This window comes from Arthrobacter sp. ISL-28 (assembly GCF_018613875.1).
Taxonomy (GTDB): domain Bacteria; phylum Actinomycetota; class Actinomycetes; order Actinomycetales; family Micrococcaceae; genus Arthrobacter.
In genome coordinates, this window is sequence record NZ_JAGGPJ010000015.1 from 157,617 (window position 1) to 179,046 (window position 21,430).

At 65.4% G+C, this 21,430-nt stretch carries 20 protein-coding genes; 18 read left to right on the plus strand and 2 right to left on the minus strand.

Going from position 1 to position 21,430, the window contains the following annotated elements; all coding sequences use genetic code 11:
- Positions 1 to 28: 28 nt before the first annotated feature.
- From J7E80_RS12285 to J7E80_RS12315, 7 genes are all read left to right on the plus strand, one after another.
- Positions 29 to 922, plus strand: coding sequence for an alpha/beta hydrolase (locus J7E80_RS12285; protein ID WP_215051907.1), 894 nt, complete (start codon positions 29 to 31; stop codon positions 920 to 922).
- A gap of 57 nt (positions 923 to 979) precedes the next feature.
- On the plus strand, positions 980 to 1,867 hold the full coding sequence (locus tag J7E80_RS12290) for a helix-turn-helix transcriptional regulator (protein ID WP_311380817.1): 888 nt from the start codon (positions 980 to 982) through the stop codon (positions 1,865 to 1,867).
- A gap of 543 nt (positions 1,868 to 2,410) precedes the next feature.
- Complete coding sequence (locus tag J7E80_RS12295; RefSeq protein ID WP_215051911.1) at positions 2,411 to 2,881, plus strand: nuclear transport factor 2 family protein; 471 nt, start codon at positions 2,411 to 2,413, stop codon at positions 2,879 to 2,881.
- A gap of 145 nt (positions 2,882 to 3,026) precedes the next feature.
- Entirely contained in the window at positions 3,027 to 3,899 is an 873-nt protein-coding gene (locus tag J7E80_RS12300; RefSeq protein ID WP_215051913.1) for an aldo/keto reductase, read from the plus strand.
- 96 nt (positions 3,900 to 3,995) lie between these two features.
- The gene (locus J7E80_RS12305; protein WP_251036779.1) at positions 3,996 to 5,186 is read left to right on the plus strand and encodes an MFS transporter; all 1,191 of its coding nucleotides are present in this window, start codon (positions 3,996 to 3,998) and stop codon (positions 5,184 to 5,186) included.
- 31 nt (positions 5,187 to 5,217) lie between these two features.
- Positions 5,218 to 5,958, plus strand: a complete 741-nt coding sequence (locus tag J7E80_RS12310) for an SDR family NAD(P)-dependent oxidoreductase (RefSeq protein ID WP_215051915.1) — start codon at positions 5,218 to 5,220, stop codon at positions 5,956 to 5,958.
- A 43-nt stretch (positions 5,959 to 6,001) separates the two neighbouring features.
- Positions 6,002 to 6,328: a carboxymuconolactone decarboxylase family protein gene (locus J7E80_RS12315; RefSeq protein ID WP_215051917.1), complete on the plus strand. Its 327-nt coding sequence runs from the start codon at positions 6,002 to 6,004 to the stop codon at positions 6,326 to 6,328.
- A gap of 241 nt (positions 6,329 to 6,569) precedes the next feature.
- Here the strand turns inward: J7E80_RS12315 and J7E80_RS12320 are convergent, their stop codons facing one another.
- Positions 6,570 to 7,259, minus strand: coding sequence for a TetR/AcrR family transcriptional regulator (locus J7E80_RS12320; RefSeq protein ID WP_215051919.1), 690 nt, complete (start codon positions 7,257 to 7,259; stop codon positions 6,570 to 6,572).
- Positions 7,260 to 7,414: 155 nt separating this feature from the next.
- Here J7E80_RS12320 and J7E80_RS12325 point away from each other — a divergent pair, with 155 nt between their 5' ends.
- From J7E80_RS12325 to J7E80_RS12370, 11 genes are all read left to right on the plus strand, one after another.
- Positions 7,415 to 8,725 (plus strand): MFS transporter, encoded by a 1,311-nt coding sequence (locus tag J7E80_RS12325; RefSeq protein WP_215051921.1) that lies wholly within the window; start codon positions 7,415 to 7,417, stop codon positions 8,723 to 8,725.
- Positions 8,726 to 8,819: 94 nt separating this feature from the next.
- The gene (locus J7E80_RS12330) at positions 8,820 to 11,018 is read left to right on the plus strand and encodes a glycoside hydrolase family 3 C-terminal domain-containing protein (RefSeq protein ID WP_215051923.1); all 2,199 of its coding nucleotides are present in this window, start codon (positions 8,820 to 8,822) and stop codon (positions 11,016 to 11,018) included.
- A gap of 289 nt (positions 11,019 to 11,307) precedes the next feature.
- Positions 11,308 to 11,442, plus strand: coding sequence for a hypothetical protein (locus J7E80_RS24295; RefSeq protein WP_285291845.1), 135 nt, complete (start codon positions 11,308 to 11,310; stop codon positions 11,440 to 11,442).
- A gap of 717 nt (positions 11,443 to 12,159) precedes the next feature.
- A complete protein-coding gene (gene dxs / locus J7E80_RS12335) occupies positions 12,160 to 14,133 on the plus strand; it encodes a 1-deoxy-D-xylulose-5-phosphate synthase (RefSeq protein WP_215051924.1) in 1,974 nt (657 codons plus the stop codon).
- 85 nt (positions 14,134 to 14,218) lie between these two features.
- Positions 14,219 to 14,779 carry a hypothetical protein gene (locus tag J7E80_RS12340; protein WP_215051926.1) on the plus strand — a complete coding sequence of 187 codons (561 nt, stop codon included), beginning with the start codon at positions 14,219 to 14,221 and terminating at the stop codon, positions 14,777 to 14,779.
- A 36-nt stretch (positions 14,780 to 14,815) separates the two neighbouring features.
- Positions 14,816 to 15,034: a helix-hairpin-helix domain-containing protein gene (locus J7E80_RS12345; protein ID WP_215051928.1), complete on the plus strand. Its 219-nt coding sequence runs from the start codon at positions 14,816 to 14,818 to the stop codon at positions 15,032 to 15,034.
- Positions 15,035 to 15,065: 31 nt separating this feature from the next.
- Complete coding sequence (locus tag J7E80_RS12350; protein WP_215051930.1) at positions 15,066 to 16,043, plus strand: aldo/keto reductase; 978 nt, start codon at positions 15,066 to 15,068, stop codon at positions 16,041 to 16,043.
- Complete coding sequence (locus J7E80_RS12355) at positions 16,043 to 17,092, plus strand: nucleoside hydrolase (RefSeq protein WP_215051932.1); 1,050 nt, start codon at positions 16,043 to 16,045, stop codon at positions 17,090 to 17,092. Before J7E80_RS12350 ends, J7E80_RS12355 begins: the two co-directional genes overlap by 1 nt.
- A 163-nt stretch (positions 17,093 to 17,255) precedes the next feature.
- Complete coding sequence (locus J7E80_RS12360; protein ID WP_215051934.1) at positions 17,256 to 18,077, plus strand: ECF transporter S component; 822 nt, start codon at positions 17,256 to 17,258, stop codon at positions 18,075 to 18,077.
- Positions 18,078 to 18,081: 4 nt separating this feature from the next.
- On the plus strand, positions 18,082 to 18,837 hold the full coding sequence (locus tag J7E80_RS12365; protein ID WP_215051935.1) for an energy-coupling factor transporter transmembrane component T: 756 nt from the start codon (positions 18,082 to 18,084) through the stop codon (positions 18,835 to 18,837).
- Positions 18,834 to 20,348, plus strand: coding sequence for an ABC transporter ATP-binding protein (locus J7E80_RS12370; RefSeq protein ID WP_215051936.1), 1,515 nt, complete (start codon positions 18,834 to 18,836; stop codon positions 20,346 to 20,348). The genes J7E80_RS12365 and J7E80_RS12370 overlap by 4 nt, the downstream gene beginning before the upstream one ends.
- Here J7E80_RS12370 and J7E80_RS12375 read toward each other — a convergent pair.
- A complete protein-coding gene (locus J7E80_RS12375; RefSeq protein ID WP_215051937.1) occupies positions 20,345 to 21,340 on the minus strand; it encodes a LacI family DNA-binding transcriptional regulator in 996 nt (331 codons plus the stop codon). The genes J7E80_RS12370 and J7E80_RS12375 overlap by 4 nt on opposite strands.
- Positions 21,341 to 21,430: the final 90 nt, after the last annotated feature.

Sequence of the window (21,430 nt, forward strand, 5' to 3'; positions counted from 1 at the left end):
CACAAAGTATCGTTCACAAAGGAAAATCTTGAAGCACAAAATTCATTTCGACCGTGACGGCCTAACCCTGGCCGGCGACCTGTTCACCCCCGATGGTTTCAACGAGGACGGGCGCTGGGCCGCGGTCATCGTGCAGGGCTCGTTCACCTCTGTGAAGGAGCAGATGCCTGACGCCTATGCGCAAAAGTTTGCCGATCAGGGCTTCGTCGCCCTCGCGTTCGATTACGCACACTACGGCGAGAGCGCCGGCGAGCCACGTCAGTTCGAGTCCCCGGCCGAGAAACTCGCGGATCTCAGGGCCGCCGTCACCTACCTCAGCGGACAGCAGTACGTGAATGCCGTCGGCATGGTCGGCATCTGCACCTCGGCCAGCAACGGCGCTTACCTCGCCGCAGAAGACCTGCGGATCAAGGGCTTCGCGACGATCGCCGGGTTCCTCACAAACAGAGACACGTTCACGCTCACGTACGGTGAGGACGGCATCGCCCAGCGTCTCGCAGATGCCGCTGCCGCCCGGCGCAAGTCCGAAGAAAAGGGCAAATCGACGACCATCACGGTCTACAGCGAAACCGACGAGCAGGCCGTCAATTACAACCCGACGCCCGGCGCTTATGACTACTACACCAACCCGGAACGCGGAAACGTCCCGGATTACAAAAACGAGTTCGATGTCACGTCCTGGGACACCTGGGTCAGCCTCGACGCCCTCAGCCGCGCTCCGAAGATCACGACGCCGACAATCGTGGTGCACTCTGACGGCTCAGCATTCCCGGACCAGGCGAAGACACTCTACGACAGCGTACAAGGCGAGAAGGAACTCGTGTGGGCTGACGGGAACCACTTCGACTACTACGACTCGCCGGAGCAAATGGACAACGCCGTCGCGAACGTGGCCCGGTTCTTCCGCACCCATCTGGTCTAAGCCCTCGACACAAGCCCCAGCCAGTTCCGATTCACCACCGGTGTGACAATGAAAGACGTGACCGCTAAGAACCCCCATCTGGAGGAACTGGGCCAGTTTCTAAAGGCCCGGCGCAGTGAACTCAGCCCCGCCGCACTTGGCCTGCCTCCGGGGGACCCAGGGACGCGACGCGTCAGCGGCCTGCGACGGGAAGAAGTCGCCGCGCAGGCCGCAATCAGCCACGACTACTACAGCCGCATCGAACAGGGACGTCTTGCGCCCGCCGAACCGGTACTCAACGCCCTCGCCCGCATACTGCGCCTGACACCGGTCCAGCGCACCTACGTCGAAGGGCTCGCAAAACAAGCCGATCGACGCAGACCCCCACGCCGTCGGCCCGCCCCCGTGCGCCCGCAGATCCAGCGGCTCCTGAACCAACTGACCATGACCCCCGCTTTTGTGGTCGGAAAATACCTCGACTTCATCGCTTGGAACCCTCTCGCCGCGGCGCTGCTCCTGGACATCGACAAAATGGCCCCGCACGAACGTAACTACGTCCGTATGCTGTTCGCCGACCCTCGAATGAAGGACTTTTACGACGATTGGGAGGGCATGGCCCGCACGGGCGTCGCGCTACTGCGCATGCAGGCCGTCGACAATCCCAACGACCCACGGCTGGCGGAGCTGGTCGGGGAACTCTCCCTCGGCTTTCCGCTCTTCCGGCAATGGTGGGCGAGCCGACACGTCGCCAGTCAGGACTTCGGCAGTAAGACCATCCACCACCCCGAACTCGGCGAGCTCACCTTCGACTGGGACAGCTTCCACTGGGCCGGAGACCCCGACCAACACATCACCGTCTGGTCACCGGTTCCCGGCTCCCCAAGTGAAGAAAAGCTCCGAATTCTCAGCTCGTGGATCCAACAAACTGCTACAACCCAAGGCGAAACCGCGAAACGACCCGATTAGGGAAAACCCCAAGCCATCTGCCTCAGCGCTCGACAAGAACCACGAGGAACCCCCGCTGCGGGCCCCGGGCAATACATGCGTCAACGAATGATCACAGAGCGCCGTCATCAGGGGATCAAATCCACACTCCGACGGGCGAGGTCGGCGACCCGTTCGACCAGGGGAGTGAGGCGGTCGCGGCCCCTGTCGTACTCCTGCAGCCCCGTGTAGCTGCGAACACCTCGCGCCCGGTGGCCAGCAGGCGATCACGGTTGCGGGCGGCGTCCTTGCGCAGTCTCGGCTCATCCCTGCCGTCATCCCAACAAGCGGATGCGTCGTATCCATATTTCTGATAAACTGTAAATTCGGATGCCAAGTATCCGGTTGGTGCGGTTCGGCTGGCTGCCCTCATACGGCGCGGGTCCAGGCCTAGAAGCGGGGCGCGCGAACGGATGCCTTCCGGGGGTCCGTCTAGAACCGGGCATTCCAAATGTGTGGCAGTCAGTGTTCTGACGCCCAATGCGAAGGCGGCAGTTGTACTGCCGATGAGAAATTGAGGGAAATATGCTGACATCTGAGCAGCGTCGCGATGCCGAATCGGCGATAACACGTTTGATCTACACCTATTGCCACCGCCTGGACGGTGCAGACCTGGCCGGTGCCGCCGCATTGTTCGAGCACGCGCGCTGGCAGCTGTCGCCTGAGGTGATTTGCCAAGGTGCCGCGGAACATCTTGCTGCTCTCGAGGTTATCCGTGTCTACGGTGACCGGCTTGGCACCCGGCATGTAGTGAGCAACCTGATCATCGATGTCGCGGAGGATGGTGCAACCGCTCGAAGTGTTTCGTACGTGGACTCGATCCAGGTGACAGAAGACTTCCCTTTGCAGCTGATCTTCCAGGGACGCTACATCGACTCGTTCGTGTTCGAAGAGGGATCGTGGCGCTTCCACGAGCGTGTTGTCGATGCTGACGGCGTCGGCGACATGCGAGCCCACCACAAGACCGCACCGGCTACCCGGGAGGAAGCCTCCTGAGCTGGGCACCAGCCATCGCGCGGTCATGCAAACCCACAAAGCGCCATTGCCGCAAGGGGGCCCAGGAGCTTCCCGAGGTGACTGGATCCTTGCCGACGGAACCTGCACTCCTTGGACGGTGAACCGATATATGGAAAGAGAAGAGATGTCCTCAACAATCACGTTCAACAACGGCGTCACCATGCCTGCGATCGGCCTGGGGGTGTTCCAGACTCCTCCGGAGGAGACGGTCGCCGCAGTGCAGACCGCGCTGGAGATGGGCTATCGGCACATCGACACCGCTGCCGGCTACTTCAACGAGCGGGAGGTCGGCGAGGGCCTGCGTCGCTCCGGGATTCCGCGAGAAGAAGTCTTTATCGAGACCAAGATCTGGGTCTCCGACTACGGCTACGAAGAGACGCTGCATGCGTTCGAGAAGAGCGCCAAGAAGCTCGGTGTCGAACAGCTGGATCTGCTGCTCCTGCACCAACCGCTGACCACGAACTTCGAGCGGAACGTCCAGGCGTACAAGGCGCTGGAGAAGCTCCTGGCCGACGGAGCGGTCCGAGCCATCGGCGTGAGCAACCTCGTGCCTGCCCGACTTGATGCTCTGCTCGCGGAGACGGATATCGTGCCTGCGGTCAACCAGATCGAGCTGCACCCGTACAACACGCGGGTCGAGTTGCGGGCGAAGCACGCCGCCCATGGCATCCTCACCCAGGCGTGGTCCCCGATTGGCGGCATCAGGAGCTACAACGGCGAGGATGCCAACCCGCTGAACGATCCCATGATCCGCGTCGTCGGAGAGGGTTACGGCAAGTCGAACGCGCAGGTCATCCTGCGCTGGCACCTGCAGCAGGGCCGCTCCGCGATCCCTAAGTCCGTCAACCCCGCACGCATCGCCGAGAACCTCGACGTATTTGACTTCGAGCTGACCGACGATGAGCTGGCGAGGATCGACGCTCTGAACACGGGTGACACCATCGATTTCGAAAGTCTCGACTTCGAGGCCTTCGGCTTCGTCATCGACGAGGCCTGAGGTCTGCCAGACCCTGGGTGGGCCGAATCCGACGGCCCGCCCAGGTCTGCTTGGTTGATCACCGTCAGTGCCGTGCAATTATCAAGAACGGAACTCATGACAATTCTCGCCACCCATAGCATGACGCGCACGCGAACATTCATCTTCGCGATCGCCTGCGCGCTGGCCGTCGGCAACCTGTACTGGGCTCAGCCTCTCATCGAGGAGATCGCCAGCTCGCTCGATGTGTCCTCCTCCGTCGCCGCCTCGCTGGTGACGGTGACTCAGATCGGCTACGCACTGGGGATCTTCCTGGTGGTTCCCCTCGGCGACGTCCTCAACCGCAAGCGAATGATCCCCGTGGTTCTCGGCCTGTCGACGATCGCGCTCCTCGGCGCAGCATTCGCGCCGACCTTCTCTCTGCTGCTCGCTGCACTCGCCGGTGTGGGATTGACGACGGTCTCGGCGCAGCTCCTGGTCCCTCTCGCGAGCGAACTCGCAGCACCCGAGCAGCGCGGCCAAGTCCTGGGCACCATCGCGTCGGGAGCGCTCATCGGCGTGCTCCTCTCCCGCACAATCAGCGGAGCTGTCGCGGAGTTCGCAGGCTGGCGCGCCGTCTACGTCCTCGCGGCGATCCTCACGATCGCCCTCGCCATCGTGCTAGCGTTCCTGATCCCGCAGCTGGAGAAGCGCCCGGCAGTGAACTACTTCCGTCTACTCGGCTCCGTGTTCACTGCCGTCGCCCAGCATCGTGCGGCGGGCCCTACACTCCTTATCAGCGCCGCCGTATTTTCTGTGTTCTCCTTGTTCTGGACCTCGTTGACCTTCCTGCTGTCCGCCCCGCCGTTCTCCTACAGCGTCGGCCAGATCGGCCTGTTCGGGCTTGCGGGCCTCGCGGGCGCGGTAGCGGCACGACGCGCCGGCATGCTTCACGACCGCGGCTGGTCCGTGCCCGCATCCGGCATCGCCCTCGGCCTCCTGGCCGTGTCCTTCGTCGGAGCCTGGCTCGCACAGTCCTCGGTGATCGCACTGATCGTGGTGGTCGTGCTGCTGGATCTCGCCGCCCAGGCCACCCTCGTCTTGGGTCAGACCCGCCTCCTGTCCCTACCAGGCCAGAACCGCAGCCGCCTGAACACCGCCTTCGTCGTCAGCAACTTCATCGGCGGCGCTGTCGGCTCGGCGATCGCGGGGCCACTGTGGAGCGCCGACGGGTGGACCGCGATCACCGGCACCGCACTGGCCATCATCGCGGCCGCCATCGCAGTCTGGGTGGTCGCCCGCCGCGGCGCGTTCATCGACCAGAACTGACAACAGCCTGGATGCAGAAAGGAATCACCGCATGGCCCGCATCTTCATCACCGGCTCCTCCGAAGGACTCGGTCGGAACGCCGCCCTCGACCTCCTCGACGACGGGCACGAGCTTGTTCTCCACGCCCGCAATCCGCGCCGCGCCGACGCCTTGAGCGACCTGGCCGCAAGTGGGGTTCGGATCGTCGTCGGGGATCTCGCCCACCCCGACGAGATTCGTGCTTTAGCGGATCAGGCAAACCGTATCGGCCGCATGGACGCCGTCATCCACAACGCCGGTGTCTCCGACGGGGCACCGATCCTGCCGGTGAACGTCGTCGCCCCCTACCTGCTCACTGCTTTGATCGAGCGCCCGGATCGGCTGGTATACATCAGCAGTGGCATGCACCGCAGTGGCCGGGCCGACCTCATCGGCGCGGACTGGTCCGGGAGCCGGGCTACGAAGTCGTACTCTGACTCGAAGCTGTTCATTACAGCATTCACGATGTTCGTCGGCCGCACCTGGCCCGACACCTTCAGCAACGCCGTCGACCCCGGCTGGGTGCCCACTCGCATGGGTGGGCGCGGAGCGTCGGACGACCTGCGCGAAGGCCACCTCACCCAGGCGTGGCTGGCCGGGAGCGACCACGCGGGAACCGAAGTCACCGGCGGGTACTGGCACCACATGCGCCAGCAGGCACCCCACCCTGCCGCGCTGGAGCAGGGTTTCCAGGACGAACTGGTCGCGCAGCTCGCCGATCAAACCGGCGTCGTCCTGCCGAGTGTTCGCTGACGAACCGGATCGATCCATCCACCCCCTACGAAGGAGAACCCTCATGAATGATCAGCCCAAGCAGATCGGTGGCGGACGCCGCCTGTTCGACGACTTCGCTCCGAAGCTCGCCGCCCTCACCGACGACGTGCTCTTCGAAGACGTCTGGAACCGCCCCGAACTTTCCGCCCGCGACCGCAGCCTGATCACTGTCGCGGTGCTCGCCGCCGGCGGAGACCACCCGCAGCTTGAATTTCACCTCGGACGTGCCGTGGAGAACGGCGTGACTCAGGAAGAACTCATCGAAGCCCTGACCCACCTCACCTTCTACGCGGGTTGGCCCAAGGGCATGGGTGCGATGGGCATCGCAAAGAAGGTGTTCATCAAATAGCGGCGAAGGCCGCGGACGGGTTCCCACGCGGTCAGCGCGTCGCCGAGGCCGGGCAGGACGCGGACTCGGCGTAGGCGCTCTCACCGAGGTCTCACCTCGTGCCGCCGCGCTTTACAGCGCGGCGGCACTCGTTCGATATCACCGTCATCGGGCGCAAACACGCCGCGATTGACAGAATCCGGTCGACTCGTTGCGAGACTTTACCGGCGCTGCGCAGGGCAGCAGATCATGCGACGACCGATCAGGCAGAAGCCTCCTCGCCCTCCGGCGCGAGGGGGGAGCGGAGCAGGGCGTGCGTCTGCTCGGTGGTCAGGGCGGCCACCGGGAGTGGTGCGATGCCTTCACGGTGCGGACGGAGTCCGTCAAGCATGATCCACAAGTACCGCCGGTACAGCTCCTCGACGTCGCTGCGCCCTTCGACGTCGGGCCCGTCCTGCACGACGGTGGCCACGGAGGTGCAGGCGATCTGGATGAACACGAGGTCGGTGCCTGTGATTTCCTCCCGGATCGCACCCGCCAGACGCGCACGGCCCGCGATCTCATTGACCAGGGGAGCGATCCGGTCGCGGCTCGCATCGTACAGCTCGGCGCGGGTGCGCCGGCCGGCCAGGATCTGCGCCATGCCCCTGTCGCTGGTGTTCAGTGCAAGGGCCTTCTCCATGTAGAGGACGAGCCCCTCCCACGGGTCCTCGACAGCCAGGGCTTGGTGGAGGATCTCCTCGATCTCGTCGACCTGCTGGACGCGGATGGCATCGAGCAGTTCCTCCTTATTGGCGAAGCGCCGGTAGGCGGTGCCGACGCCGACACCGGCGTAGTGGGCGACGTCGTTGAGGGTAGCGTCCAGCCCGTGGCGGGCGAATACCTCGCGTCCGGCCTTGAGGAGGAGTTCGCGGTTGCGCGCCGCATCTTTGCGAAGTTTCTGTCCTGCCATGTCTTCACCTTAGCAGAAGCGGTTGCGGCATATCCGCTTAGCTGCTAGCTTTTGTGAGACGGATATCACGTATCCGCTTACAACTTCGGACCCTATCCATCGATGCGCACGGGAGCGCAGCGGGCCTGGATAACCAAAGAAAGGGCAAAGACGCCATGTCTGAACCAGTCGCCCCTGGCGCACCTCAGCCGCCGGTCACAAGTGATTCCGCCGTCGGAACGGCCACCGCGATGCTCCAAGCCATGCCAGTCTCACGCGCCGGAGTTTTCCGATACGGCATCGGATTCGTGGTGTTCGGCTTCCTCTGGATCGCGGGCCTTATGGTCGTCGCCGCTGTCGTGCTCCCTCAACAGCTCACGGACCTGGGAGTGGAGAACCCTGCGGGACTGCTGGGTGCGGTCAACGCGTTTGGAACGGCGTTCGCGCTCGTGTCGAACTTTGTATGGGGCAACCTCTCCGACCGGACGCGCAGCCGCCTTGGCCGCCGGACGCCGTGGATCCTGGCCGGGACGGCGCTCTCCGGCCTGTCGCTGGCGTCGCTTGGATGGCTGCATGAACCAGTCGCCATTATCGCCGCGTTCTGCGTCTTCCAAGTCTCGCTGAACATGCTGCTCGCCCCGGCCGTCGCTGTGCTCTCTGACCGGGTTCCACAGTCGGCGCGGGGTACAGTTTCCGCTGCCTACGGCACCGGCGTCGCCGTTGGCGTCTCGGTAGGCGTGCTGATCGGAGCGCTGTTCATCAGCAACCTGACGGCGGGCTTCCTCGTCGGCGGTGGCCTCGTGCTCATCAGCGGCGTCGTGGCAGTCATCCTCTGGCCCCGGGAACCCTCGGCGCGGGACCTTCCGGCGACAAGCAGGAACCTCAAGGACGTGCTGATCTCCATGGCCCCGCCCCGGAAAGCACCTGACTTCTACTGGGCGTTCGGATCGCGCTTCTTCATGCTCATCAGCTACCAGATGATCATGGCCTACCAGCTGTACATCATCCAGGACTACGTCGGCCAGACGAAGGAGCAATCCGCAGCCACGATTGCCACGATGGCGATCATCACCCTCGTCGCCTCACTCATCGGCTCGACGGTTTCCGGCCCCATCTCCGACCTGATCAAGCGGCGAAAACTCCCGGTGATCCTCTCAAGCCTCCTGTTCGCCGTCGGCATCGCGATGCCGTGGATCATGCCGAACACGATGGGCTTGTACCTCTTCGCGGGTATCGCTGGACTCGGCTATGGCATCTACATGTCCGTGGACCAGGCACTTCTCGTCGATGTGCTGCCCGACAAGGAGAAGGCAGGAAAGGACCTCGCGATCCTGAACATGTCCACGACCGCTGGCCAGACCGTCGGCCCCATCGTGACTTCGATCGTCGTGACGGCTACGGGCGCATACGCCCTGGCCTTCCCGGTTTCAATCGCCGCCGCCGTAGTTGGGCTGTTGCTGGTGACGAAGATCAGGGGAGTCCGCTGATGAGCCAGGACAGTCACCCACACCTCCGTACCATCACGTACGCCGAATACCACACGCCGCAGCCGCAGTGCCAAGCACTGGGAAGGACGTCACCATGACCGACATCAACCAGCTCACCCTCGAAGAGAAGGCCTCACTCACAAGCGGCGGCAGCTTCTGGGCAACCACGGCGATCGAGCGCGCCGACGTCCCCGCGATCACGGTTGTCGACGGCCCGCACGGCGTCCGCAAGCCACGGGGCCAGGGCGATCACCTAGGCCTGACGGGGAGCGTGCCCGCGACCTGCTTCCCTCCGGCCGTCGCCCTGGGTTCCTCCTGGGACGCGGAACTGGCGGAGCGGGTGGGACGTGCCCTCGGAATGGAGGCCGCGCTGCACGACGTGGCCGTGCTGCTGGGCCCGGGCATCAACATCAAGCGGTCCCCGCTGTGCGGGCGCAACTTCGAATACTTCTCGGAGGACCCGATCGTCTCCGGCGTGATGGGAACCGCGATCGTCCGCGGTCTCCAGTCCCAGGGCGTGGGCGCGTCGCTAAAGCACTTCGCCGCCAACAACCAGGAGACAGACCGGCTCCGCGTCTCCAGCGACGTGGACCCGCGCCCGCTGCGGGAGATCTACCTGCGTGCTTTTGAGCGTGTCGTGAAAGACGCGCAGCCCTGGACAGTCATGGCGGCGTACAACGCGATCAACGGCACCTTCTGCTCGCAGAACCACTGGCTGCTCACCGAGGTGCTCCGGGGCGAGTGGGGCTTCAAGGGCCTGGTCGTTTCCGACTGGGGAGCGGTTAACGACCGCGTTGCCGGCGTCGCCGCCGGCATGGACCTCGAGATGCCTGCGAGCGGCGGCCGGACAAACGCGCAGATCGTCCAGGCCGTGCGGGACGGCTCGCTCCACGAGGCAGCGCTTGATGCCGTGGCGCAGCGCGTCCTGGACCTTGTCCGGAAGGCCGGAGAGCGTCCGAGGCAGACCGGCCCGCTCGACGCCGACGCCCATCACGCCCTGGCCCGGGAGGCTGCAGGGCGCAGCATGGTGCTGCTGAAGAACGACGGCGGACTGCTCCCCTTGGCGAAGGACGCGAGGATCGCCGTGATCGGCGAGTTCGCCCGCACACCGCGCTATCAGGGCGGCGGTTCCTCGCAGGTTAACCCCACCCGCGTCGACTGCGCCCTGGACGCGATCCGCGCTGCATCGGACCGGGAGGTTGTCTTCGCCCCCGGATTCGCCTTCGAAGGCTCCAGTGACGAGGCCGGGCTGCGGGAGGAAGCCGTCGCTGCAGCCGCGGCTGCGGAGGTGGCTGTGGTTTTCCTCGGTGTTCCGCTCTCCGAAGAATCCGAGGGCTTCGACCGGACGTCACTTGACTTGCCGCCAGTCCAGAACAAGCTGCTCGACGCCGTGCTTGCGGCGAACCCGCGCACCGTGGTCGTCCTCTCCAACGGCGGCGTCGTGACGCTGCCGTTTGCCGAGGACGCCCCGGCGATCCTGGAGGGCTGGCTGCTCGGTCAGGCCGGCGGCCCCGCCACCGCCGACGTCCTCTTCGGCGCGGTGAATCCGTCCGGGCGCCTGGCTGAGACCATCCCGCTGCGGCTGGAGGACGCTCCCTCGCATGGGAACTTCCCCGGCGAACTGCGCCACGTCCGCTACGGCGAAGGGGTCCTGGTTGGCTACCGCGGCTACGACGCAGCCAACCGCGAAGTCGCCTATCCCTTCGGTCACGGACTCTCCTACACGGCGTTCGCCTACGGGGAACCGACAGCCACGGTCCAAGACGACGGTGACACATTGGTGACGGTCCCGGTGACCAATACCGGTGACGTCGCAGGCCGCGAGGTGGTGCAGGTCTACACCTCGCTCGACTCCTCCGTGGTGCAGCGCGCCCCGCGCGAGCTCAAAGGATTCGCGCTACTGGACCTCGCGCCGGGGGAGACCGCCGCCGCCGAGATCGTGCTGCGCCGCAGTGAGCTGGCGTACTGGGACGTCCGCGTTGATGGCTGGGTCCTTGAGAGCGGCGAATACCTTGTCGAGGCCGGAGCGTCGAGCAGGGACATCCGCTCGTCCACCACAGTCCGGATCGAGGGCCATCCGGTCGAGCTGCCGATCTCCATGGACTCCGGCGTCGACGAGGTCCTCGCGCACCCGGTCGCCGGACCCCTCCTGCTCGATGCTCTCGTCGAGCATGGCCTCGCAGTTGATCCGCAGGCACTGCGCGTGCTCGGCATGTTTCCCATCGGCCGCGTAGACGGCTTCCCACTACCGTATGAAAAGGCCCTGAACATCATTGAGAAGGTAACCTCATGAAGCTCTCGGTGCCGCACTGGGAAGCATCGTGGACCTAAGCAACCCGGAGCGGACTGTCGTGGGGGCTCTGGATGAGTCTGCGCCTTATGGAGCAGCACTCCAGGGAGGTCTGGGACACGGTCCGCAGGAACTCCTGGCCCCTGCCAGTGAGCAGTTCGAGCTATTGCTTGCCAGTTCGGCGGCACGATGATGCCCAGTTATGGGCAGACTTCACCGCCATTCCGGCATCATGAAGGGCAGCGCCGTGACAAGCGAAAATCCCAAGTGGGTTCCTATTGAAAGTAGTCACATGGACGGGCCAGCAGCTCCGGCCGGAGTGCCTGGTGACCCCGACGTCCGCACGACGGAGGCCGGAAAGATTCAGTTCATCCTCAGGGTGACGACAGCTACGCAATCACGGACGTTTGCACTCATCCGGGAATAGGAGCTGGAGCCTCAATGCCACATCAGTACCGTCTTGATACCAGACCGCTCCGCTCCTGACTCCCTCGATTTCGAGGGACGTGGGGCTTCCGCAGCGCGTTGACCCGTCGGCGTTGGATTGCCTCGGCCGGATCTGGGGGTGTCTCGCTGGTTGGCCCGATGGTCGAACCTGCGCCCGCCTCCTGGAGGGCCTCGAGTAGCACTGCAGAGATCGGATGGCTCGGCCTGCGTTTCCGCCAGTGTTCTGGTCGCCGGTGTGCGCTGCGCTTGTACTCGCGTGCGTCCGTATCCAAGGGAGGAGCAGCGGTCGAATACAGCAACCGAAGCATGTGAACTGAGGTGCTTCATCAGCTACGCGGTAGTGCCCTTCGCGCCTCGTGAAGCGCCTCTGACCAGGTGTTTTGTGCTGTCGGTGTGGTGGAGCCGAGGGCGAACCTGCGAACAGCGCGGAAAAGAGCCAATGAAGCATGCCTCAGTACGTACTGCGCCAGATCTCCGCAAACTAGCGGAACCTGCCCCTGGCAGATCAGGCAAGGGAGCCCCGGCCGGCCAATGACCGGCCGGGGCTCTTTTGTTTAGCGCGGGGCTCTTTCGTGTAGCTCCATGGCGCTTTCGCCTTGGCTCGGTGGCGCACGGCCGGGCCGGCCGACTCTGACAACGCGCCCAGTCCGGAGGCGTTAGAGTTAATAGGCATGTCTACCACCCGAAGGAGGGGCCGTTGGGAATCTTGGAGACTATCCGGAATCCGCAGGACCTTAGCAAGTTGTCCGCAGCGCAGCTGGATCAGCTGGCCGCTGAAATCAGGGAATTCCTGATTGGCAACGTCTCCCAGACGGGCGGTCACCTGGGCCCCAACCTCGGGGTCGTCGAGCTCACCATGGCGGTGCACCGGATCTTCGATTCACCCCGGGACAGTATCGTCTTCGACACCGGACACCAGTCCTACGTGCACAAGCTCCTCACCGGTCGCCATGATTTCAGCACCCTCCGGCAGCAGGGCGGCCTGTCCGGATACCCTGACCGCGCTGAGTCCGAGCACGACATCGTCGAAAGTTCGCACGCCTCCTCCTCGTTGTCGTGGGCAGACGGAATCTCCCGGGCCCGGCAGCTGACCGGCGGAGGCGACCGCTATGTCATCGCCGTCGTGGGCGACGGCGCACTGACCGGCGGCATGGCGTGGGAAGCCATCAATAACATTGCGGCCGACAAGAACCGCCGCGTGGTCATTGTCGTCAACGACAATGGCCGGTCCTATGCCCCCACCGTGGGCGGCTTTGCCGATTACCTGGCGTCCCTGCGCCCCACCATCGATTCGCTCCGCACCACCCCCGCCTACGAACGGGCCCTGGACTGGTGGAAGAAGAAGCTCCAGGACGGCGGCCCTGTGGGTCAGTTCACGTACAAGAGCCTGCATGCGATGAAAAAAGGCATCAAGGACTGGTGGGCTCCCCAGGGCATGTTTGAGGACCTGGGCATGAAGTACATCGGTCCGGTGGACGGGCACAATCTGCAGGCAATGGAACACGCCCTCTCCACTGCCAAGAACTACGCCGGCCCCGTCATCGTGCACGCCATGACGGAGAAGGGCCACGGCTACGCACCCGCAAGGGCGCACGAGGCGGACCAGTTCCACGCCGTCGGGATTATCGATCCTGAGACCGGCGAGCCCACCGAAGCGGGCGGCGCGAAGTCCTGGACCTCCGTTTTTGCTGATGAAATTGCCGACATCGCGGACGAGCGCAAGGACATCGTCGGGATTACCGGCGCCATGCTCATCCCTGTGGGGCTGCACAAGTTTGCGGCGCGGCACCCGGACCGCGTGTTCGACGTCGGCATCGCGGAACAACACGCCCTTACCTCGGCGGCCGGCATGGCGTTCGGCGGACTGCACCCTGTCGTCGCCGTCTACGCGACGTTCCTCAACCGGGCCTTCGACCAGCTGCTGATGGATGTGGCGCTGCACAAGGCGGGGGTGACCATTGTTTTGGACCGTGCGGGCGTCACAGGGCCAGACGGCGCCAGTCACCACGGGATGTGGGACATGGCCATGGTTCAGATCATTCCCGGGCTCCATCTGGCGGCCCCGCGGGATGCCTCGAGATTGCGCGAGGAACTGCGTGAAGCCGTGGCCATCGAAGACGCGCCTACGGTGATCCGTTACTCGAAGGGCACGGTCGGCGCCGAGGTCGAAGCCATCGAGCGGCTCAGTGACGGTGTGGACGTGCTGGCCCGCCGTCCGGCAGAGTCCAGCGAAAACGACGTGCTGATCGTAAGTGTCGGTGCAATGTCCGAGCTCGCGCTGAACGTCTCTAACCGGCTCGGCGCGCAAGGCATCAGCTCCACTGTCGTAGATCCGCGCTGGGTCCTCCCGGTCCGGAAATCGATCGTCGCCCTCGCCGCCCGGCACCGCTTGGTGATCTGCATTGAGGACGGCGTGCGGGCTGGGGGCGTCGGGTCGAGGATCCGCCAGGAGATGCGGTCCGCCGGCGTGGACACAGCGTTGAACGAAGTCGGGCTGCCTGTTGAGTTCCTTGACCACGGCACCCGCAGCCAGGTCCTGGAACGCGTTGGCCTCACGGCACAGCAGATCACCCACGACGTGGTCGCCCAGGTCCTGGGAACCAAGGTGCCGTTCGCACGGCCGCTTCCGGGGCAGGCGCATCCCACCACCGGAAGCCTGCCCCAGCTGTGAGTGCTGGCTGTTTTACCAGGCCGTAGAGGCACACCATCCACCGTTCAGCGGCACAGTCCGCGGGCGATCCAGAAAAAGGACGGGCATGAGCGGGATTATCCGTGTTTACAAGCGTGATGCAGAAGGGGCCCTCCAGTTCAGGGAGGCCTGGTTCGATGAGGACTACAGCCAGTTCGTCATGAACCATGGGGCAGTGGGGCACCAGAGCAAAACCGAGGAGACGGACGTCCCGGATGCCGAGGCGGCAGAGCGGCTGATGGATGCGTTTGCGGCTCAGTGCGCGGAGGACGGCTACGCCGAAATTCCGGACGAGGAGCAGTTCTGGGTAGTGGCCCAGTACGCTCTGAAGACCAGGGAAGGCACCAGCCGGGACCGGTATCTCGAGGAAAAGGCCAAGGACGCCCTCATCAGCCACCTTGCCTGGCGGGGCCTGGGAACCGTGGAGCGCTCGGAATTCAGCGACTCCAAACTCAACATCTTCTGCCTGTGCCCCGATGTGAATAAAGCGGTGAACGCCATCAAGGTCTGCATCCGCGGTGAAGACCTGGACTTCACGAAGCTGAGCATCGGCTCCGCACCGTTCACCGATCCGACGGCGCTGAAACTCAAGCACTCACCCAAGCCAGCCACCGGTTTTACCCTCTAACTAAAAGCCCAGCAGCTCAATGGAAGGCAGAGCGCCATGACGCCGAAGTCAGTCCAGCCAGGCCGAACACCTCTTCCGCGGGGTCTTGCCGCGCCTGCCCGCAGAACCCTGGCGCACTCCGGGGTGGAGACACTTGAGCAGCTCGTCCGCCTCGGCCAGCGCAGGGTCACCGAGCTCCCGGGCATGTCTCCCAAGACGCTTGCCCAGTTGCAGGATGCCCTGGATGAGCATGGGCTGGAGTTTCCCGCGAGCTGAGCTGATCCGGGTGCCCGTATAGGGTATTTCCATGACTGAATACCGCCGTCTTGGAAAATCGGGCCTGACCGTCTCCGTTGTGGGACTTGGCTGCAACAACCTGGGCCGCGCCAATACGGTGACGGAATCACAGGAGGGGACTGACGCCGTCGTGCATGCCGCCCTGGACGCCGGTGTGACGTTGTTCGATGTCGCTGACTCCTACGGGCGCGAGCCCGGCCTGAGCGAGACCATGCTCGGCAAGGCGCTGGGCAGCCGGCGTGGCGAGGCCGTGGTGGCGACAAAGTTCGGCATGGACATGCGCGGAACCAACGGCAAGGACTACGGCGCCCGCGGCTCCCGCAAGTACATCATCCGTGCCGCAGAGGCATCCCTGCGGCGGCTGGGCACCGACTGGATCGACCTGTATCAGTTCCACACGCCGGACCCGCTGACGCCCATCGAGGAGACCCTCGACGCGCTTAATGAACTGGTGAGCAGCGGCAAGGTCCGGTACATCGGCCATTCCAACCGCGCCGGCTGGCAGATCGCCGAGGCAGAATTCGTGGCCCGGGCAAGGGGCGGCGCGCGCTTCATCTCGGCGCAGAACCACTACAACCTGCTGGACCGCCGGGCCGAGCTGGAGGTCACCCCGGCGGCCGAGGCGTACGGCATCGGCGTGCTGCCCTACTTCCCCCTCGCCAACGGGCTCCTGACTGGAAAGTATGCGCCGCACCAGGCGCCGGAAGGCTCGCGGCTGAGCCACACAAGAACCTACCTGGTCGACGACGCCGACTGGCAGCAGCTGGAGCAGTTCAGCGCCTTCGCTGCCGCGCGCGACCTCACTGAAGTGCAGGTGGCGTTCTCCTGGCTCGCGGCACAGCCGTCGGTCAGCAGCGTCATTGCGGGGGCGACCAGGCCGGAGCAGGTCCGGCAGAACGCCGAAGCCGTTGCCTGGGTGCCCAGCAAGTCCGAGCTGGCAGAGCTGGACGCGATCTTCCCGCAGACCCCCAAGGTGGCCCTGTTCTGATGCCATCCGTTCTGCTGGACGTCGACACCGGGATCGACGATGCCCTCGCGCTGGTCTACCTGCTGTCCCGGCCCGAGGTGAGGATCCGGGCAATCACCTGCACCGCGGGAAACGTGGGAGCCCGCCAGGTAGCCGTGAACAACCTGGCGCTGCTGGAACTCTGCGGACGCAGCGGGATTGAGGTGGCGATCGGGGCCGACGTGCCCCTGGAGATTCCATTGGTGACCACCGAGGAGACCCATGGTCCGCAGGGAATCGGGTATGCGGAGCTCCCGCCGCCGGCACAGGCCGTATCCGAGCGCCATGCCGTGGACGTCTGGGTTGACACGGTCCGGGCACACCCGGGGGAGATCACCGGTCTCATCACTGGCCCGCTGACCAACTTCGCGCTGGCCCTGCGCCAAGAGCCTGAACTGCCCAGACTGCTCAGGCGACTGGTCATCATGGGCGGGTGCTTCAACTACCAGGGCAACACGACGCCCACCGCGGAATGGAACGTGTCGGTTGACCCGCATGCGGCGCAGGAAGTCTTCGCCGCGTACACCGGTCTTCCCGAGGACAGCCTGCCGGTGGTGTGCGCCCTGGAGACCACGGAACGGATCGAACTGCGGCCGGAGCATCTGCAAAGGCTGGGGGAGGCGGCGGGGGCAAGGGCGCCGGAGCTTGTGCTGCCGGAGCAGCCGGATGGGCAGCGCAGCGCGTCGGACAGTCCGCTTGTGGCCTGCCTTTCCGACGCTATCCGGTTCTACCTGGAATTCCACCGGCTGTATGACCAGGGATATGTCGCCCACATGCACGACGCCTTTGCTGCCGCCGTCGCCATCGGCCGCACGCCCGTGGAGGCCCGGACGGCGACAGTGCATGTGGAAACGCTGTCCCCCCGGCTCATCGGCACCACCGTGGCGGACTTCCGCGGCATCTGGAACGAGCCGCCGAACGCCCGGATCGTCACGACCAACGATCCGGCGCAGTGCCTCGACGAGCTGATCTCGTCAGTGGGCTCGCTTGCCCGCACGCTCGCGCCGCCTGCGCACCGCCTGGACATGTAGCACGGCGGATTTTGCCGTAGCACGGCACGTTTTGCCGTAGCACGGCGCGCCCGCGGATCGGTAGGATGGTAGGCGCGCCGAGGTGACATAGGTGCCCGATTTTGCGTACGCGGAAGATCACGCCAAGGGTGCGGGACCCGCCGTCATCAGCTAAGGATTTGCCATGTCACAGCCGTCGCTCACCCTCCCCACCCCCGGTCAGCAAGCGGGCCGGCGCCGCCGCTTGCTCGAACTTCTTGGCGCCGCCGCGATCACCGCCACCTTCGTCTTCCTGGTGCTGACGCAGCCTGCCGACATCGCCGGCGGACTCGGCAGCGTCTCCGCACTCGTCGCGCTGGGCGGGTTCCTGCTCGGTGCCGTCCTGCTGATCGTCGCAGTGCTGCCCACACTCCCGACCTCGACGGTGGTGCTCATGCCGGTGGCGCTGGTCCTGAACATCGTGCTCGGGCAGCTCATGGGCACCAGCGGCCTGCCCTTCTACTTCGATGCCATCGGCACAGTGCTGATTGCGGTCCTCGCCGGCCCTGCTGCCGGCGCAGCCACCGGTGCCCTGAGCAGTATCGTCTGGTCTTTCATCAACCCCACAGTCCTTCCCTTTGCCGCGGGCGCAGCGCTCATCGGATTCCTCGCCGGCACCGCCGCCCGCTACGGGCTGTTCCGCCGCTTCTACCTCGCCCCCGTCGCTGGCTTCGTCACCGGCATCGTTGCCGGCGTGGTCTCCGCGCCGATCGCTGCCTTCGTTTTCGGCGGAACGTCCGGAGCAGGAACCGGCGCCATCGTCAGCGCCTTCCGTGCCATGGGCGATACGCTGCTTGCCGCCATCACCAAGCAGGCCTTGATTTCGGATCCCATGGACAAGGCCATTGTGTTCGCCATCGCGGCGATGCTGGTTTACGCGCTTCCGCGCCGCACCACCTTCCAGTTCCCGTTCGTGCGCCGCTTCAACGTTCTCGCGGGGAAGGCTCCGGCCCAGCGGGGCGCCTGACAAGGTGACGCCGCGATTCCATCCGCTCACGCTGCTGGCGGCGGCCGCCGCGGTACTGGCCATTACGACGGCGGCATCCAGCTGGCCCGTCTCCCTCATGGTTGCGGCCGGTGCCGTGGCGCTTGCAGCGGCCACGGGCAGCGCGCGCCGTGTCCTCCTCGCCGGCGGCGCCATCCTGGCACCGTTCTGGCTTTCCCTGCTGGTGATCCACGGACTCTTCTACCCCGAGGGCCGTACCGTGCTGCTGGGATTCGGACCTGCCCGGGTCACGGCCGAAGGCATCGGCTTCGCCCTCGACATGGGGCTGCGCACCTCCGCCTTCGTCCTGGTGACGATGCTGTTCTCGTTCAGCGTCAGGGTCCCGGAGCTGGTCGCAGCGCTGAACTCCCGTCGTCTTCCGCCGCAGTTCGGCTACGTGCTGGCATCCACGCTGATGCTGGCTCCCATCATTGCGGCCCGGCTCCAGAAAGTCCGCCAGGCGCAGGAGTCGAGGGGCCTTGTGGTGGAGAAGGGGCTCCGCAGCCGCCTGAATGCAATTCGGCTGCAAATGGTCCCCCTGGTGCTGGGTCTCGTCCACGACGCCGGAACCCGCGCCCAGGCGCTTGATGCCAGGGGATTCCGGCGTCCAGGCCCGCGATCCAGTTACCGGGAAGTCAGCGATTCAATGGGCCAGCGGGGCTTCCGCTTCTGTGCCCTTCTGCTGGCCGCCGCCGCGGTGGTCCTGCGGATTATGGCGTCCTATCCAGGCGGGCAGTCATGAACGGGGACGGAGCCGCCCGGATCACACTGCGTGCAGCCATCGGATCTTTCATTTTCCATGGTGAGTCCACGCCGGCGCTGAGCTGTGTGGAGATCGAGGCAGCACCGGGCCGGCTGACGGCGGTGCTGGGCGGTTCCGGGAGCGGCAAGTCAACCCTGGGACGGTTGCTGGCTGCCTGGCTGGCGGGCGGACGCGACGGTGTCCTCCGGGGAACACTGCACCTGGACGCCGGCGGAGACCCGGAGGACGGCTCCCTGGTGTTCTCTGGTACAGACGACGATCCCCGGATCGACCCTGCGGCCTGGGCCGATCACGTGGGTTACGTGCCGCAGGATGCCCTGGCCATGCTCTCTGGCGTGCGCGGCACCGTGGAGGAGGAGCTCGCCTTCGGGCTGGAGAACCGCGGGGCGGAGCGGGCCGAGATGGTGCGGATTGTGGCTGAAACGGCCCGCCGGACCGGCCTCACGGGGCTGCTGGAACGGGACCCGGCAACCCTGTCCGGGGGAGAGCTGCGTCGGCTTGCGGTTGGGTGCGCGATTATTGACGACCCGGGTGTCCTGATCCTTGATGAACCGCTGGCGTCCCTGGACGCCGCCGGGGCCCGGACGGTGATGGAGCTCATCAGTGACCTGCTGGACCGGGGCGTGGCCGTTGTGGTGCTCAGCCAGCAGGTCGACCAGCTGACCCGGCTGGCGTCGCACTGGCTCGTCCTGAAGGACGGGGGCGTGATGGCTGCCGGCCGCCCGGGCCAACTGCTTGGCGGTGACCTGCTGGCGGGCTCCGGAGTCGTCGTCGGCGGGGCGCAGGGGCCGCGCCCTGTACCCGCAACCTCAGCTCCCACCGCCGCGGCACCTGCCTTGGAGCTCGACGGCGTGTCGTTCGGTTTCGAATCCAGTGGACCGAGGTCTTCACGCCTGCTACAGAACGTGGATTTCAGCGTGGTGCCGGGAGAAGTCGTTGCGGTAACGGGCCCGAACGGCGCGGGGAAGTCGACGTTGTTGCGGCTCTTCAACGGGCTGCTCAGGCCGCTGGACGGGGAAGTCCGCGTGGGCGGTGTGGGAATCGCCGGCGTCCCCACCGGCATTGTCGCGGAGCGTCTGGGGCTGCTGTTCCAGCACCCGCACGACCAGCTGTTCGAACGGACCGCACAGCGGGAAGTGCTGTTTGGCCTGGACCGCCTGTTTGGCGTGGATGCGCCGATGAAGGCCGCCGCGGCGCTGGCGTCCGTGGGACTGGATGGTGCGGAAGACGTCCATCCTCATGAGCTTCCCGGCTCGGGCCAGCGCCTGCTGGCACTGGCAACGGTCCTGGCCCGGGAGCCCGCGGTGCTTGCCCTTGACGAGCCCACGGTTGCGCTGGATGCCCACGGCTTTGAGCGGCTGACCGCCGCCGTGTCAGCGGCCGCCGGCCGCGGCGCCGCCGTCGTCATCGTCACCCATGACCTGGCCTTTGCGCAGGCCCATGCGCACCGGACGATGGAGCTGAAGGACGGCGTCCTCGTGGGCTGTTAGGAGATTCGGGGCGTGGAGGTGGTTTTGCGGACAACGAGGTGCGGTGTTCTGACCACATGGGCGGCTGCCTGTGCTCCTTCCACCCGGTCCGCTGCCCTGTTGACGGCCGCTGCCGCGAGCAACGGAGCATCCTGGCTGACGGATGAGAGCTGCACATAGCTGAGCCGGGCCAGTTGGCTGTCGTCGTAGCCGAGTACCGAGACGTCGGCCGGAACCTGCAGGCCCTCTGCGCGGAAGCTTTCAATCACGCCGAGGGCGGATCTGTCATTGAAGGCCAGAACGGCTGATGGGAGGTTTCCCATCAGCGACCGGGCCGCCCTGAGCCCGTCTTCTTCGTTGAGACCACCTGCCACTACAACAGCCTCCAGGCCGTGGCGCTGCATCTCGGAACGGAAAGCCGCGGTGCGCTGCTCAGCGGAAACGGCTGTTCCGCCGTCTACATGAACGATGTGTCGATGTCCCAGCCCGACCAGATGGTCAACTGCGATGCTGATGCCTGCGTGGTCGTCGCTGCTCACCGAATCGACGGCTTCACCGACGTCGTCGCGCAGGAGGCTGACGACAGGCACCTGGCTGGCGTAGCGGGCAAGGTCATGCGTGCTGAGGGAAGGTGAAATCATGATGAGGGCTTCAGAGCCGAAGTCCAGGAGCGATTCAATGGCCCGGGTTTCGGGTCGGCCGCTGGCGACGGCACTGAGCGCTATTTCATAGCCGCGTGTCTCGGCCTCGGCGTAGGCGGCGTCCACTATTTCGGCGTGGAAAGGCTGGGAGCTGGAGAAACTGAGGCCAAGCAGCCTGGTGCGGCTGCTGCGCAGCAGCCTTGCCCGGCTGTCCGGTCTGTAGCCTAGCTCCTGGGCAGCCTGCAGGACCTTTTGCCTCGTGGGCTCGGCGGCGCCGGGGGCTCCGCGCATCACGATGGAAACAAGCGCCCGTGAAACGCCGGCTGCCTGGGCAACGTCCATCAGAGTGGGGCGCCGCTGCTGTTCCGTCATCCTTCTCCTTGTCCTGAAGCAGTCTATAGAACGATCTAGACAGGAGGCCAGAGAGATGCCACCATTGTCGGACTAGAACGATCTAGAAGG

Bases quoted from the DNA above. Each gene is read 5' to 3' on its own strand.
- J7E80_RS12295 (WP_215051911.1), top strand. From the start codon at position 2,411: ATGCTGACATCTGAGCAGCGTCGCGATGCCGAATCGGCGATAACACGT.
- J7E80_RS12300 (WP_215051913.1), top strand. From the start codon at position 3,027: ATGTCCTCAACAATCACGTTCAACAACGGCGTCACCATGCCTGCGATC.
- J7E80_RS12305 (WP_251036779.1), top strand. From the start codon at position 3,996: ATGACAATTCTCGCCACCCATAGCATGACGCGCACGCGAACATTCATC.
- J7E80_RS12310 (WP_215051915.1), top strand. From the start codon at position 5,218: ATGGCCCGCATCTTCATCACCGGCTCCTCCGAAGGACTCGGTCGGAAC.
- J7E80_RS12315 (WP_215051917.1), top strand. From the start codon at position 6,002: ATGAATGATCAGCCCAAGCAGATCGGTGGCGGACGCCGCCTGTTCGAC.
- J7E80_RS12320 (WP_215051919.1), bottom strand. From the start codon at position 7,259: ATGGCAGGACAGAAACTTCGCAAAGATGCGGCGCGCAACCGCGAACTC.
- J7E80_RS12325 (WP_215051921.1), top strand. From the start codon at position 7,415: ATGTCTGAACCAGTCGCCCCTGGCGCACCTCAGCCGCCGGTCACAAGT.
- J7E80_RS12330 (WP_215051923.1), top strand. From the start codon at position 8,820: ATGACCGACATCAACCAGCTCACCCTCGAAGAGAAGGCCTCACTCACA.
- J7E80_RS24295 (WP_285291845.1), top strand. From the start codon at position 11,308: ATGGACGGGCCAGCAGCTCCGGCCGGAGTGCCTGGTGACCCCGACGTC.
- J7E80_RS12340 (WP_215051926.1), top strand. From the start codon at position 14,219: ATGAGCGGGATTATCCGTGTTTACAAGCGTGATGCAGAAGGGGCCCTC.
- J7E80_RS12345 (WP_215051928.1), top strand. From the start codon at position 14,816: ATGACGCCGAAGTCAGTCCAGCCAGGCCGAACACCTCTTCCGCGGGGT.
- J7E80_RS12350 (WP_215051930.1), top strand. From the start codon at position 15,066: ATGACTGAATACCGCCGTCTTGGAAAATCGGGCCTGACCGTCTCCGTT.
- J7E80_RS12355 (WP_215051932.1), top strand. From the start codon at position 16,043: ATGCCATCCGTTCTGCTGGACGTCGACACCGGGATCGACGATGCCCTC.
- J7E80_RS12360 (WP_215051934.1), top strand. From the start codon at position 17,256: ATGTCACAGCCGTCGCTCACCCTCCCCACCCCCGGTCAGCAAGCGGGC.
- J7E80_RS12370 (WP_215051936.1), top strand. From the start codon at position 18,834: ATGAACGGGGACGGAGCCGCCCGGATCACACTGCGTGCAGCCATCGGA.
- J7E80_RS12375 (WP_215051937.1), bottom strand. From the start codon at position 21,340: ATGACGGAACAGCAGCGGCGCCCCACTCTGATGGACGTTGCCCAGGCA.